This window comes from Ancylobacter polymorphus (assembly GCF_030813495.1).
GTDB lineage: Bacteria > Pseudomonadota > Alphaproteobacteria > Rhizobiales > Xanthobacteraceae > Ancylobacter > Ancylobacter polymorphus.
Genome location: NZ_JAUSUI010000002.1, coordinates 634759 through 648351, shown reverse-complemented (window position 1 = coordinate 648351; position 13593 = coordinate 634759). Strand labels below are relative to the sequence as shown.

Below are 13593 nucleotides of genomic sequence, written 5' to 3'. Positions count from 1 at the left end.
CCAACTCAGTTGCCGTGGCCCTCGCGCTCCTGGCAATGATAGCCGGCAAGACACTGGCTCTGGTCCTGCGAGGGAATCCAGCTCGGCGCACCGTCGTCGGAAGCCATGCACAGGCTGGGATTGGAGACGACGCGGCTGAGATTGCCGCCACCCGTGTCGAACACCACCTGGCCGCGCTGCTGCACCAGCGCGTTCACCTGCGCGCAGCTCATCGTGGTGGAGCGCGGGTTTTCCTGCGCCTGCGCCGAGGCAATGCCGAGAACCAGCGCGGCAGAGAGAAAGAGAACGCTTCGCATTGGGAGCTCCCGAAAGCACAACGCCACGCACCTCTCGGCGCGGCGAGCGGCTCTTGGGAGCCGCTGCGACATCCTAGCAAATCGCCCGTGGAGCGATAGCCAAAGTCGCGTGAGGCCCACCGCGCGCAATCCTGAAGCAAGCCTCGCCTTCTAGCGAAACGCAATCGCCGCACGCGGGCGGCGATGTGGAGAGCGCTGAATGCACCTGCTGTCGAACCGCCACGCCCTTCGGACCCTCGAAGCCCTCGACCGCTCGCTCGCCGTCGTCGAATTCACACCGGACGCGCGGGTGATCACCGCCAATGCGAATTTTCTCACGCTCATGGGCTATGAGTTGGCGGAGATTGCGGGGAAGCCGCACACGCTGTTCGTTCGCCCGGACGAGCGCGCGTGCGACGCCTATGCCGCGTTCTGGGACGATCTGCGGAGTGGCGCGTTCAAATCGGCTGAATTCCACCGCGTGACCAAAGAAGGCCGCTCCGTCTTCATCCAGGCGACCTACAATCCCATCGTCGTGCGCGGCAAAGTGGTAAAGGTCATCAAGTTCGCCTCCGATGTCTCGGCGCAGAAGGCGCGAGAGGCGGAGTATGAGAGCCTGATCCGCGCCGCCAACACCTCGCAGGCCCTCATCTATTTCACGCCGGACGGCCATGTGCTGGACGCCAACGCAAATTTTCTGAACGCGCTCGGCTACACGCTCGACGAGATCCGAGGCCGGCACCACTCGCTCTTCGTACCGCCGCAGGAGCGCGACACACCCGCTTATCGCCGTTTCTGGGCCGAGCTGCGGCGGGGAACCTTCCAGGCCGGCGAGTTCCGCCGTATCGCCAAGGATGGGCGGGATGTGTGGATCCGGGCCAGCTACAATCCGGTGTTCGATGCCACCGGGACACTGACCAAGGTGGTGAAGTTCGCCACCGACACCACCGCCGAGGTGGTGCGGCGACAGCAGCGTGAAGCGTTGCAGGGCCTGATCGGCACGGATATCGAGCGCATCACGCGCGAGATAAGCGACACCAGCCATCAGGCTGCCACCGCCTCGCAGGCGACCGAGCAGACATCCGTCGGGATCAATGCGGTAGCCTCCGGCGCGGAAGAACTCTCCGCCTCGATCAGCGAAATCAGCCGGCAGGTCGCGGTGGCGCTGGAAAATTCACGCGGCGCCGTGGCGGAGAACACACGCGCGCACGAGGTCGTCACCGCCCTCACCGACACCGCCCAGCGCATCGGCCTCGTCATCGATCTGATCACCAAAATCGCCGGCCAGACCAATCTGCTCGCCCTGAACGCCACCATCGAGGCGGCACGGGCGGGCGAGGCCGGGCGCGGCTTCTCGGTGGTGGCGACGGAGGTGAAGGAGCTCGCCGGCCAGACGGCGGACGCCACAGGCCAGATCACGGCGCAGATCGCCGCCATTCAGGACTGCACGCGGCAGACCGCGCAGGCGCTCGCCGCCATCGGTCAGCGCATCGGCGACATTGATGCGATTTCGACCGGCATTGCCGGCGCGGTGGAGGAACAATCGGCGGTGGCGCGCGACATGTCGCTGAGCATGCAGGAGGCGGCAAAGAGCGTGGGAACGATCACCCGCAGCATGGATGCCATTGCCGCCTCGACGCATCATCTGGAAACCGCGTCCGCGGCCCTGCGCACCCGCTCGCGCGAGATCGCGTGAGACGCCGGCTCACCCCGCCAGCCGGCGGGCGCGGCGCTTGCGCAGCACGGCGATGGTCGCCAGCGCGATGAGGATCACCGCGAGCGAGAACAGCGTCGTCACCGTGCCCAGCGCATAGAGCACCGGCGTGGTGACATTGGTGGTCATGCCGTAGATCTCCAGCGGCAGCGTGTTGAAGCTGCCCGAGGTCATCAGCGTGCGGGCGAATTCGTCATAGGAGAGGGTGAAGCCGAACAGGCCGACGCCGATGAGGCTCGGCAGAATGATCGGCAACACCACATGGGCGAAGGTCTGCCACGGGCTGGCGCCAAGGTCGCGCGCGGCCTCCTCATAGGCCGGGTTGAAGCGGTTGAACACCGCGAACATGATGAGCAGGCCGAAGGGCAGCGTCCAGGTGAGGTGCGCCCCGAAACCGGAGGAATACCAGGCCGGCTCCAGCCCGAACACGTTGAAGGCGAGACCGATGCCGAGCGAGATCAGGATCGAGGGCACGATCAGGCTGGCGATGGTCAGGTAGAACAGCGGCCCGCTGCCGAGAAAGCGGCGGCGGAAGGCCAGCCCCGCCAGCAGCGAGACCACCACCGTGGTCAGCATGGTCATCAGGCCGAGAAGGAGCGAGCGCGAGAAGGCGCCGCCGAAATCGCCCACCGCCTGCTGCTCGAACAGCAGGTTCTCGAACCAGCGCAGCGACACCCCGTTCATCGGGAAGGTGAGCCCGCCATTCGGCCCCTGGAAGGACAGGATGAAGATGGTCGACAGCGGCCCGTACAGGAACAGCACGAACAGGATGAAGAAGGCGGTGAGCACGTAGAAGCCGGGGCCGCGCTTTTCTGAAGTCATGGCTGCGTCTCCCTGCCCAGCGGGCCTGGCCTCCCATCCTCGTCATCCCGGAACCGCCAACAGGCCGTATCCGGGATCGCGTGCCCCATTTCGGGAAGGATCCCGGCTCTCCGGCTTCGCCTCCGGCCGGCATGACGGCAGCGATTGGACATGCCGACCATCTCACAGCTCCTTGCGGATGTTGACGATGCGCAGGATGGCGGCGACCAGCAGCAGCACCAGCACCAGCAGGATCACCGCGTTCGCCGCCGCCGCCGGGTATTGCAGCAGCGCGATCTGGTTCGCCATCATCAGCCCCACCGAGGCCGACTGGCCGCCGGACATGAACCGCACGGTGATGAAGTCGCCCATGACCAGCGTCACCACGAAGATCGAGCCGATGGCGATTCCGGGCTTGGCGAGCGGGATGATGACATTGGTGAGGATCTGGAAGGCGCTGGCACCGGCATCCCGCGCCGCCTCGATCAGCGCCCGGTCGATGCGCATCAGCGTGTTGAAGATCGGGGTGACCATGAACAGCGTGTAGAGATGCACCATGGCCAGCACGACGGCGAAATCCGAGAACAGCAGGAATTCCAGCGGCTGATCGATCACGCCCATCGACATCAGCGACTGGTTCAGGAGCCCGTTGCGGCCGAGGAACGGAATCCACGAGATCATGCGGATGATGTTCGAGGTCAGGAACGGGATGGTGCAGATGAGGAACAGCACCATCTGCATGGTCGCCGAGCGGATGTGGAAGGCGAGGTAATAGGCGACCCAGAAGCCGACGACGAGCGTCACCGCCCAGACGATGACGGTGTATTTCAGCGTGTTGAGATAGGTGCTCCAGGTCACCGGCGAGGTGATCGTCTCCTCGTAATTGGTAAAGACGAAAGCCGGAAAGATCTGGATCGAGTCATAGTCCCAGAAACTCACCATCACGATGGTGGCGATCGGCAGCACCAGGAACGCCGCCAGGATCAGCGTCAGCGGCGTGGCCTGCAGATAGGGCGCGATCCGGGAGAGGGTCATGCGGGGGCTTCCGGTGAGCGAACGTCCGGGACGAAAGCCCTCTCCCCGTCGGGGAGAGGGTTGGGTGAGGGGAGCATGCGGCGGCACCGGAGAGGCGCCTCACCCCAGCCCTCTCCCCCACGGGGAGAGGGAGCCGGAGGCGCCTCTCGCAACCACCTTTGCCTCACGCGGCGATGAACTCGTTCCAGCGGCGGACCATGTAGCGGTCCTCGTCCATGACCGAGTTCCAGCAGGCCACCGCGCCCATGCGCTGCTCGAACGAGCCGCCGTCGCGCACCGCACCGGCCGTGTACATCACCTTGCCCTCGGGGGAGAGGATGTCGGCCTTGGCCGGCTGGCCGAGCATCCAGAACGCCCATTCGTCCGGCGTCATGTTCTTCTCGGCGGTGGAGAGCACGGCGGAATAATAGCCCTGCCGGTTGAGATAGGCGCCGACCCAGCCGGAGAGATACCAGTTGATGTATTCATAGGCGGCGTCGAGCTGCGCGCCCTTCAGGTGCTTGGCGATGCCGAGGCCGCCGCCCCAGGCGCGATAACCTTCTTCCAGCGGCTGGTAGACGCAGGCAACGCCCTTGGAGCGCACCGCCGCCACCGCCGGCGACCACATGGACTGGATCACCACCTCGCCCGAGGCCATGAGGTTCACGCTCTCGTCGAAGGTCTTCCAGAAGGCGCGGAACTGGCCGGCCTTCTTGGTCTTGATCAGGAAATCGATCGTGGTGTCGATCTCCGCCTTGGTCATGTTGCCCTTGTCGCCATATTTGATGATGCCGGCGCTCTCGCAGATCATCGCCGCGTCCATGATGCCGATGGACGGAATATTGATGATCGAGGTCTTGCCCTTGAAGGCGGGGTCGAGAATGTCCTTCCAGTTCTTGATCGGCCGGCCGACGAGATCGGGGCGGATTCCCAGCGTGTCGGCATTGTAGATGGTCGGGATCAGCGTCATCCACTGGGTCGGCGCCGGGGCGAACTTCTTGGAATCCGGTCCCTCGACGAAGCCGACCGTGTTGGGCGCGGTGCCCTGCGCGATCTTCGACTCCGGGGTCAGCTTGCCGGTGGTGAAGATCGGCACGATCTGGTCGTAATACTTGATCTTGTTCACATCCATCGGCTGCAGCGTGCCGGCGGCGAACACCTTCTTGCAGATCCAGTATTCGATATCGGCGATATCGAAGGAATTGGCCTGCGTCACCACGCGCTGCGACACCGCGTCGGAATCGAGCGCGGTCATCTGCAGGGTGATGCCGAGATCCGCCTTGCACTTCTCGGCGATGGCGTTGAGGTTCGACACGCCGGTGCCGAACTGGCGCAGCGTGATCGGGTTCTGCGCCCAGATGGTGGGAAAGCCGGTGACCGCCTGCCCGCCGACGGCAAGCCCGCCCAGCGCCGCCGCGCCTTTCAGCAGTCCGCGGCGGCTGACGCCCTTGGCGCCGGCGGCTCCGGTGCGATCCGTGGTCTTCTTGCTCATTGCAGTCTCCCGAGCGTTGTGCGGCGGGGTGAGCCGCCGATGTGTCTGGTGTCAGGCGGAAGGCGAAGGCTGAAGGATGTGAACGTCCTGCGGCGTCCAGCCGAGCGGCACGGCATCGCCGATGCTGAGCGGGGCGGCGAAGAAGGCGGTTTCCGGCACCTGAACCGAGAATTCCGACACGCCAGGCGCGGCCAGCGCCACCTGCACCTTTTGGCCGTGATATTCGATGTTCTGCACGAGACCGGTGAGGCCGCACCCCGGCATCGCCCCGGCGCCGAGCGTCACCCGGTCGGTGCGCACCGCGATCTCCACCGGCGCGCCCGGCTCCAGCCCCGGCGCGGTGGGGGCGCGGAAGGAGGTGCCGCCCGGCACTTCAAACGTCACCTGCTCGCCGCCGAGCTGCGTCACCCGCCCGGCGATCACATTGTGGTCGCCCATGAAGCGGGCGACGAAGGCGGTGGCGGGGCGGTTGAACACCTCGCGCGGCGGGCCCGCCTGCTCGATCCGCCCGCCATTCATCACCACCACGAGGTCGGAGAGCGCCATCGCCTCCTCCTGGCTGTGGGTGACGTGAATGAAGGAGATGCCGAGCTGAAGCTGCAGCTTCTTCAGCTCCTGCCGCACCTTGATCTTGAGGAAGGGGTCCAGCGCCGAAAGCGGCTCGTCCAGCAGCAGCGCCTGCGGATCGGTAATCAGCGCGCGGGCCAGCGCCACGCGCTGCTGCTGGCCGCCGGAAAGCTGGGCGGGGCGGCGCTCGGCCAGATGCTCCATCTGCACCAGCTTCAGCATCTCCATCGCCCGCGCCCGGCGGGTCGGCTTGTCCACGCCCTTCATCTTCATGGAGAAGGCGACATTGTCGACGATGTCGAGATGGGGAAAGAGCGCGTAGCTCTGGAACATCATCGCCGTGCCGCGCTTGGCCGGCGGCAGGTCCGTGACCACGGTGGGGCCGAGGCGGATGTCGCCTTCGCTGACGCTCTCATGGCCGGCGATCATGCGCAGCGTGGTGGTCTTGCCGCAGCCGGAAGGGCCAAGCAGGCAGCAATAGGTGCCGGCCGGAATCTTCAGCGAGACGTGGTCCACTGCCATGGCCTGCCCATAGCGCTTGGTCACGTCGATGAGTTCGATCTCGGCGCCTTTGCTCATGTGGTCGGCATGGCTCCCCTTCGGCTGCGAACAGGCGGCTCGTCACGCAAGCGATATGCCAGCCGGGGCAACCCTGCCGCGAATCCCGGCCCGTCTCGCTCGCGCCGACGCCCCGATGACAGGACGCGGAGCCCGTTACCGCACGCCCCCTGTCGCTGCCCAGCAAACAGGCAGTTCGCGCATCCGATGCCCAGTTAGCGTCCGCCCGCGCGCTATCGCCTCAGACAGATGGCGGATTGAGCATGACGCGGCGATGTCGCACTCTATCTCCCACCAAGGGTCCGCAGAGGCCCATCGCGCGCATGGGGCGCGCTGAAGGAGGAAACGCCGCATGAAACGCACCTTTTTTGCCGCCGCTATTGCCGCGCTGTCCGTCGCGCTGGCCCCGGCCGGCCCGGTCGCCGCGCAGGATTTCCCCACCCGCCCGGTGACGCTGGTCATTCCCTTCGCCGCCGGCGGCTCCACCGATCTCGTCGGCCGGCTGATCGCCGAGCGCATGGCGGCGGAGCTGGGCCAGCCAGTGGTGGTGGAGAACAAGGGCGGGGCCGGCGGCAATCTCGGCGCGGCGCAGGTCGCCAAGGCGAACCCGGATGGCTACACCATCCTCATGGGCACGGTCGCCACCCATGCGCTGAACCCGGCGCTGTACAAGAAGATGCCCTATGACCCCGTCACCAGCTTCGCGCCGGTGTCGCTGCTGGTGGTAGTGCCGAACGTGCTGGTGGTGAACCCGGATTTCCCGGCCAAAACGACCGAGGAGCTGATCGCGCTGCTGAAGAAGGACCCGGGCAAGTATTCCTACGCCTCGTCGGGCAATGGCACGCCGCTGCATCTCTCCGGCGAGCTGTTCAAGAGCATGGCGGATGTCGACATGCAGCACATTCCCTATCAGGGCGCCGGCCCGGCGCTGGTCGATGTGCTCTCCGGCCAGGTGCCGATCATGTTCGACAACCTCCCCTCCTCCACCAGCCACATCAAATCCGGCAAGCTGCGGGCGCTGGGCGTGACCACGGCCAAGCGCGCGCCCTCCTTCCCCGACCTGCCGGCCATCGCCGAAGCCGTGCCGGGCTACGAGACCTACACCTGGAACGCCGTCTTCGCTCCCGCCGGCACGCCGCCGGACGTGGTCGCCAAGCTCAACGCCGCCGCCAACAAGGCGCTGGCCGACCCGAAGGTGCAGGCCCGCCTCGCGGATTTCAGCGCCGTCTCGGTCGGCTCGACGCCGGAGGAACTGGGCGAGCATGTGAAGAAGGAAATCGCCAAATGGGCGCCGATCGTGAAGGCGTCCGGCGCGCAGCTGGATTGAGGCAGAAGCCGCTCGTCCGTCGCCCTCCCTCTCGCCATTGGGGAGAGGGAGCCCACGAAGCGGGTCGGTGAGGGGCAGGCACCTCTTTACGCCCCTCACCCCCAACCCTCTCCCCGACGGGGAGAGGGGGTAGGCCCCTTCAGAACACCGTGCCGTCGGCGATGATGGCGAGCGGCGGCGGGCCGGCGGGCGGGCGCCGCTCGGCGGCGATGCGTCGTCCTGCGCTCCAGGTACCGCCCTGCAGCAGCTTGGCGAGCGGGAATTCCGACGCATCGAGCCCCAGCCGCTCGCGCACCCGGTCGGCCAGCAGGTCCATCAGCGCCACGGTCAGAGCCCGCCACTCGACCACGAGCTCGGATGTCACCTCGTGCTTGTGCGCGGGGTCGAGCGGCTGGCGCGGCAGAACCGCACCGAGATCGATCAGCAGCCCGCCATTGCGGTATTCCGGCAAGGCGGTGAGCGCGTCGAGATCGGTGATCGCGAGGCCGGAGGCCTCGAACGGCTCCAGCAGCGAATAGGTCAGCCATTGCGACAGCTTGTGAAACGGCACGAGCTGGTCGGAACGATCCTCCACCCGCACCGCCGGATGGCGCCCGACATCGCCCAGCGCCACCCCCGCCACCTCAAGGCCCGATGGCCAGATGACGGAAAGCCCATCGAGCAGCGCTGTGAGGATGGCTTCCGCCGGCAGCCGGCCGATCCGCGCCTGCGGGGCGAGCGTGTCGTAGAGGCCGCCGGGCCGGCCACTCGGGCCGAAAATGTCGGGCCGCGCCGCCACCGCCGCGCCGAGCCGGTTCAACAGCGCGGCCCGCCCGGCGAGACCCACGAGCGGATTTTGCTCCGACACCTGGAAGAACCGGCCGAGCGTGGCCGCGTCGAGACCGATCAGCGCGGAGGCATCGGCGCGCAAAGGCCGGTCGGGTTCGGCCGAGAAGCCGCCGGCCGCGAACATGTTGACGCTCGCCACCGCCAGCCCTTCCGAGCGGCCGATGGAAAGCCCCGTCGCGTCTTCATGATAGCGCCAGGCGTCCCCGGCCCCGGCGTCGAGCAGCACGCTGACCACGGCGAGGTCGATCATCGTGCGCGCCCGCTCGGCGGCGTCCATACCCTCAAGGCGCGGGGCGAGCGCCTCCCAGCGCGCCACCCCGCCGGCATCGAAGTGCCGCCAACGGCTGTGATAGGGAATGTCGAGGCTGGGATAATCCTGCCGCGTCACCTCAGCCACATAGTCGGCCACCGCGTCGAGCGCGGCGAGATCGAGCGTGAAATGCGGCGAGCGGCCCTCCCGCACATGGTCGAGCACCTGGTGGCTGCGGGCCCGCACGGCGGCGGGCGAGCGCAGGGCGGCGAGTTCGGGGGGGATCATATCCGGCACGTGCTTCCGTTTGCTGTCATCCCGGACGGGCCGGCGGCCCGATTCGGGATCGCATGAAAATGGGAGGCGATCCCGGCTCATGGCTACGCCATGTCCGGGATGACGAAGGTGGAAAGGCGCGGGCGCTTTACTCCTCCAGCCTGCGGCCCTGCGTCTCCTCGAACCGGCTGTCGAAGCCGACGCCGTAATAGCCGGCGGAAACCTTGGCCTCCATCTCGACACGGGCATCGGGCGGGATCAGCTCGGCGGGGATCGGCACGCGCTCCACCACCTCAATGCCGGCGCGAGCGAGCGCATTGAACTTCATGTCGCTCATCGAAGCGAAACGGTCGATCTTCGAGATGCCGAGCCAGTGGAACACGTCCGGCATCAGTTCCTGGAAGCGCATATCCTGCACGCCGGCGACGCATTCGGTGCGCTTGAAATAGGTTTCGGGCAGATCGCCGCCCTTCTGCCGCTTGCGGGCATTGTAGACGAGGAACTTGGTCACCTCGCCCAGTGCGCGCCCTTCCTTGCGGTTATAGACCACGAGGCCGGTGCCGCCCTTCTGCGCCATCTCCACGCACATTTCGATGCCATGGGCGAGATAGGGACGGCAGGTGCAGATGTCGGAGGAGAAAACGTCCGAACCGTTGCACTCGTCATGCACCCGGCAGGCGAGCGGGGTGACGCCGTCGCCGATCTTGGAAGGGTCGCCGAACAGATAGAGCGTCATGCCGCCGATGGGCGGCAGGAACACCTTGAGGTCGCCGCGCGTCACCAGTTCCGGGAACATGCCGCCCGTATGCTCGAACAGCGCCCGGCGCAGCGCGCCCTCGGAGACGCCGAAGCGCGCGGCGATGCCCGGCAGATACCAGACCGGCTCGATCGCCGCCTTGGTCACGCGCACATCGCCCTTCGGCCCGATGATGTCGCCGTCGATCTTCAGCCGGCCGGCGCGCAGCGCGTCGCGGATTTCCGGCATGTCGATATGGGCGCGGGTGATGGCGATGCTCGGGCGCACGTCCAGCCCGGCCGCGACCTCGGCGCCAAAGGCTTCGCCGATCATGTGGCCGAACGGATCGAGCGAGACGATCTTGGCGGGGTCGCCCCATTGCGGATGCGGCCCGATAATGTCGGAGGGCGCGGTATTGGTGAGGTCGGCCTTGAAGTCGGCCGGCAAGGCGCCGGCAGCGATGGCAAGCGCGCGATAGACCGAATAGCCGCCGGCATGAGTGCCGATGGCGTTGCGGCGCTTGGGATCGGTGAGGGTGGCGACCACGGGCCCGCGCAGGGCCGGATCGGGCGCGCCCCAGTTCAGCGCCGGGCCATCGGCCGCGACGCCGGTGGGCGCGCCATGAGAGGTGAGGACGATGTGGTTGCGGGAACGACCGCCTGCACTGGCATTGACGGACATAGGGGGCTCGCTTCAAGTCCGGCGGACATCGCCGGCGTCCTGGAAGCAACCTATGTGAGCGTGAAAACGCCGCTTCCGCAAGGGGGGCGATGCGCCCGGCCGCGAAAAAACGGACGGGATGGTCCGTTTCTTGAATCGGATTTCGCGCTATTGTGAATGCGTGACGGGGGCGGGCACCGTGCCGCGCCTGAGTACCATGCGAGGACGACGCCGAGATGAACGCCCCCACCAGCCCGAAAGCCGCCCTGCCGTCCAACACCGTCGTCGTCGATCACCCGCTGATCCAGCACAAGCTGACGCTGATGCGCCGCTCGCGCACCCCGGCGAACGAGTTCCGGCTGCTGCTGCGCGAGATCAGCATGCTGCTGGCCTATGAGGTGACGCGCGACATGCCGACCGAGACGATCGAAATCGAGACGCCGCTCACCACGATGCAGGCGCCGATCCTCGCCGGCAAGAAGCTGTGCCTGGTCTCCGTGCTGCGCGCCGGTGGCGGCATTCTGGAGGGCATGCTGGAAATCCTGCCCGCCGCCCGCGTCGGCCATGTCGGGCTCTACCGCGACCCGGTCTCGCTGGCGGCGGTGGAATATTATCTGAAACTGCCGCGCGACATTTCCGAGCGCACCGCCATCGTGCTCGATCCCATGCTCGCCACCGGCAATTCGGCGGCAGCGGCGGTGTCGGAGGTCAAGGCGGCCGGCTGCCAATCGGTGAAGTTCGTCTGCCTCATCGCCGCGCCGGAAGGGCTGAAGACGCTGCACGACGCCCATCCCGACGTGCCGGTCTATACCGCGGCGGTCGACAGCCACCTCAATGACCACGGCTATATCGTGCCGGGCATCGGCGATGCCGGCGACCGCATCTTCGGCACCAAATAGCGTGAGCGGCGGCGCCACGGCGCCGAAAATCTCGGCAACGCGCCGGTGCAACTGCCTGCCATACGGGCTTTGACGGGAGGGCGGACCGTTCTACCCTTCGGGCAAATGTCCCTAGGGTTCCGGCGCCGCGTCTCTGTGGCGTGCTGGTCCGAGAGGGACAGCCGGGCGCGCCGCCAGTGCCCGGTCCACGGCGGGACAAAAGCCCGGGAGGCTCGCGCGGCGGCATTCGCGGCGAAGACCCTCTCGCTTCCGCGCCGGGGTCTCCCCGCGAAGGCCGTCAGGCCCTTCGACGAACGGAGACACGATATGCGCCGCTCCCCTACCCGTTCCCGCCGCTATGCCGGCCTCGTCCCCGCACCGCAGCGCCTGCGCCTTCATCACCCCAATTTCGAAATCCGGGGCATGCAGGGCTGGAAGGCGCTGGAGGCCGAGGAAAAGCTCTCCGAGGATGGCTGGCGCAAGGAGCAGCAATGGGCGCTCGACATGGGCCTGCCCGGCGCGGATTCGATCACGGACAAGTCGATCCCCACCTTCGCGCGCGGCGAGCTGCCGCATTTCGCCGGCATCAACACCTTCATGAAGGCGCCCTATGTCGAGAATGTCCGCGATGTCGGCAAGTATGACGCCGCCGTGCTCGGCATTCCCTTTGACTCTGGGACCACCTACCGCCCCGGCACGCGCTTCGGGCCGCAGGGCATCCGGCGCATCTCCGCGCTCTACACCCCCTATAATTACGAGCTGGGCGTCGACCTGCGCGAACAGATGACGCTGTGCGACGCCGGCGACGTGTTCACCATTCCCGCCAATCTCGAAAAGAGCTTCGACCAGATCTCCAAAGGCGTGAGCCACGTCTTCTCCTCCGGCGCTCTGCCGGTGATGCTGGGCGGCGACCATTCCATCGGCTTTCCCTGCGTGCGCGGCATCGCCGAATGCACGTCCAAGCGCATCGGCATCATCCACTTCGACCGTCATATCGACATCCAGGAAAAGGATCTCGACGAGCGCATGCACACCACGCCCTGGTACTGGGCGACCAACCTGCCGAATGTCTCGCCGAAAAATCTCGTGCAGCTCGGCATTGGCGGCTGGCAGGTGCCGCGCTATGGCGTGCAGGAAGCGCGAAAGCGCGGCACCAATGTGCTGACCATCGACGATATCGAGAAGATCGGGCTGGAGAAGGCGGCGGAGATCGCGCTCGAACTCGCCTGGAAGGACGCCGACGCGGTCTATATTTCCTTCGACGTGGATTCCATCGACTGCGGCTTCGTGCCCGGCACCGGCTGGCCGGAGCCCGGCGGCTTCCTGCCGCGCGAGGCGCTGAAGATCCTCGGCCTGGTGGCGGCGGAAGGGCTGTGCGGGCTGGAGGTGGTGGAGGTGTCCCCGCCCTACGACACGTCCGATATCACCGCCCTGTTCGCCACCCGCGTGGTGGTGGAGGCGCTCGGCTCCATGATCGCCCATGGCAAGCTGGGGGCGCACAAGCACATCATCGACAAGCCGGTGAGTTTCTGAGCCGCCGACGTCATCCCGGACGGCCGCAGGCCGATCCGGGATCGTTCGCCAACATGGCGCCTCACTGTCACGCGGTCCCGGATCGACGCGCCTGCGGGCCTCGTCCGGGATGACGACCCTCGAAAGGCAAAAGCGATGCATCGCGGCCACGACCATCACCACCATGACCACGGCGCCGGCGGGCACAGCCATTCTCATGCCCATGCCGAGGCGCACGCCCACGCTCATTCCCACGGCCATAATCACGGCCATTCCCCGCGCCCGGCGGCGCAGTGGCAGACGCCGCATCTGCCGCACGGGCCGGAAGCGGACAACCACGGCCACCCCGAAACCGATCTCGATCTCGTGGAAAAGGCCTTCGTCGAAGGCTTCGCCACGGCGAGTGATCCCACCAGCTTCCTGCGTCTCGCCCGCATCCCGTTCGATACGGTCACAGCGGAAGGCGCGCGTGTCAGCCTGCTGCGGGTCGAAACCGGGGAGACCACGGATATCGGCGCGGTGATGCCGCATCTCGGTGGCGGCAGCTTCCGCTACGACCCGCTGCCGGCGGCCATGACGTCGCGCCGGCGCACGCTGCGCTTCGTCTATTTCGACGGTTCGGCGACCCTGCCGCTCACCTTGGCGCAGGTGCGCGCCCTCGCGCAGACGTGAGCGCCGGCTTTTTCCGATAGGCGCGCCCGATCG

Annotated in this window: 12 protein-coding genes and 1 riboswitch; of the genes, 5 read left to right on the top strand and 7 right to left on the bottom strand. The window is 66.9% G+C overall.

Going from position 1 to position 13593, the window contains the following annotated elements; all coding sequences use genetic code 11:
• Positions 1-5: 5 nt before the first annotated feature.
• The gene (locus tag J2S75_RS07250) at positions 6-296 is read right to left on the bottom strand and encodes a hypothetical protein (RefSeq protein ID WP_307019126.1); all 291 of its coding nucleotides are present in this window, start codon (positions 294-296) and stop codon (positions 6-8) included.
• Between the two features lie 199 nt (positions 297-495).
• Between J2S75_RS07250 and J2S75_RS07245 the strand changes: the two genes are divergently transcribed.
• Positions 496-1971, top strand: a complete 1476-nt coding sequence (locus tag J2S75_RS07245; RefSeq protein WP_307019125.1) for a methyl-accepting chemotaxis protein — start codon at positions 496-498, stop codon at positions 1969-1971.
• A 9-nt stretch (positions 1972-1980) separates the two neighbouring features.
• Here J2S75_RS07245 and J2S75_RS07240 read toward each other — a convergent pair whose 3' ends face one another.
• The 4 genes from J2S75_RS07240 to J2S75_RS07225 form a co-directional block, all read right to left on the bottom strand.
• Complete coding sequence (locus tag J2S75_RS07240) at positions 1981-2811, bottom strand: ABC transporter permease (RefSeq protein ID WP_307019124.1); 831 nt, start codon at positions 2809-2811, stop codon at positions 1981-1983.
• A 162-nt stretch (positions 2812-2973) separates the two neighbouring features.
• Positions 2974-3825 (bottom strand): ABC transporter permease, encoded by an 852-nt coding sequence (locus tag J2S75_RS07235; RefSeq protein WP_307019123.1) that lies wholly within the window; start codon positions 3823-3825, stop codon positions 2974-2976.
• A 163-nt stretch (positions 3826-3988) separates the two neighbouring features.
• Positions 3989-5296 (bottom strand): ABC transporter substrate-binding protein, encoded by a 1308-nt coding sequence (locus tag J2S75_RS07230; RefSeq protein WP_307019122.1) that lies wholly within the window; start codon positions 5294-5296, stop codon positions 3989-3991.
• 51 nt (positions 5297-5347) lie between these two features.
• Positions 5348-6442, bottom strand: coding sequence for an ABC transporter ATP-binding protein (locus tag J2S75_RS07225; protein ID WP_307019121.1), 1095 nt, complete (start codon positions 6440-6442; stop codon positions 5348-5350).
• Between the two features lie 331 nt (positions 6443-6773).
• On the opposite strand from J2S75_RS07225, the gene J2S75_RS07220 reads away from it, so the two are divergent.
• Entirely contained in the window at positions 6774-7748 is a 975-nt protein-coding gene (locus J2S75_RS07220) for a Bug family tripartite tricarboxylate transporter substrate binding protein (protein ID WP_307019120.1), read from the top strand.
• A 139-nt stretch (positions 7749-7887) separates the two neighbouring features.
• Here J2S75_RS07220 and J2S75_RS07215 read toward each other — a convergent pair whose 3' ends face one another.
• The gene (locus tag J2S75_RS07215) at positions 7888-9114 is read right to left on the bottom strand and encodes a URC4/urg3 family protein (protein ID WP_307019119.1); all 1227 of its coding nucleotides are present in this window, start codon (positions 9112-9114) and stop codon (positions 7888-7890) included.
• Positions 9115-9250: 136 nt separating this feature from the next.
• Positions 9251-10519, bottom strand: a complete 1269-nt coding sequence (locus J2S75_RS07210) for a GTP cyclohydrolase II (RefSeq protein WP_307019118.1) — start codon at positions 10517-10519, stop codon at positions 9251-9253.
• A 215-nt stretch (positions 10520-10734) separates the two neighbouring features.
• Between J2S75_RS07210 and upp the strand changes: the two genes are divergently transcribed.
• The 3 genes from upp (at position 10735) to J2S75_RS07195 (ending at position 13560) form a co-directional block, all read left to right on the top strand.
• A complete protein-coding gene (gene upp, locus J2S75_RS07205; RefSeq protein ID WP_307019117.1) occupies positions 10735-11397 on the top strand; it encodes a uracil phosphoribosyltransferase in 663 nt (220 codons plus the stop codon).
• A 100-nt stretch (positions 11398-11497) separates the two neighbouring features.
• Positions 11498-11609: riboswitch (guanidine-I (ykkC/yxkD leader) on the top strand.
• A 94-nt stretch (positions 11610-11703) separates the two neighbouring features.
• Positions 11704-12909 carry an agmatinase family protein gene (locus J2S75_RS07200; RefSeq protein WP_307019116.1) on the top strand — a complete coding sequence of 402 codons (1206 nt, stop codon included), beginning with the start codon at positions 11704-11706 and terminating at the stop codon, positions 12907-12909.
• A gap of 135 nt (positions 12910-13044) precedes the next feature.
• Complete coding sequence (locus J2S75_RS07195) at positions 13045-13560, top strand: hypothetical protein (protein WP_307019115.1); 516 nt, start codon at positions 13045-13047, stop codon at positions 13558-13560.
• The last annotated feature ends 33 nt before the right edge of the window (positions 13561-13593 follow it).

Bases quoted from the DNA above. Each gene is read 5' to 3' on its own strand.
- J2S75_RS07245 (WP_307019125.1), top strand. From the start codon at position 496: ATGCACCTGCTGTCGAACCGCCACGCCCTTCGGACCCTCGAAGCCCTC.
- J2S75_RS07215 (WP_307019119.1), bottom strand. From the start codon at position 9,114: ATGATCCCCCCCGAACTCGCCGCCCTGCGCTCGCCCGCCGCCGTGCGG.
- J2S75_RS07225 (WP_307019121.1), bottom strand. From the start codon at position 6,442: ATGAGCAAAGGCGCCGAGATCGAACTCATCGACGTGACCAAGCGCTAT.
- J2S75_RS07195 (WP_307019115.1), top strand. From the start codon at position 13,045: ATGCATCGCGGCCACGACCATCACCACCATGACCACGGCGCCGGCGGG.
- J2S75_RS07220 (WP_307019120.1), top strand. From the start codon at position 6,774: ATGAAACGCACCTTTTTTGCCGCCGCTATTGCCGCGCTGTCCGTCGCG.
- J2S75_RS07230 (WP_307019122.1), bottom strand. From the start codon at position 5,296: ATGAGCAAGAAGACCACGGATCGCACCGGAGCCGCCGGCGCCAAGGGC.
- J2S75_RS07210 (WP_307019118.1), bottom strand. From the start codon at position 10,519: ATGTCCGTCAATGCCAGTGCAGGCGGTCGTTCCCGCAACCACATCGTC.
- J2S75_RS07235 (WP_307019123.1), bottom strand. From the start codon at position 3,825: ATGACCCTCTCCCGGATCGCGCCCTATCTGCAGGCCACGCCGCTGACG.
- J2S75_RS07240 (WP_307019124.1), bottom strand. From the start codon at position 2,811: ATGACTTCAGAAAAGCGCGGCCCCGGCTTCTACGTGCTCACCGCCTTC.
- J2S75_RS07250 (WP_307019126.1), bottom strand. From the start codon at position 296: ATGCGAAGCGTTCTCTTTCTCTCTGCCGCGCTGGTTCTCGGCATTGCC.
- upp (WP_307019117.1), top strand. From the start codon at position 10,735: ATGAACGCCCCCACCAGCCCGAAAGCCGCCCTGCCGTCCAACACCGTC.
- J2S75_RS07200 (WP_307019116.1), top strand. From the start codon at position 11,704: ATGCGCCGCTCCCCTACCCGTTCCCGCCGCTATGCCGGCCTCGTCCCC.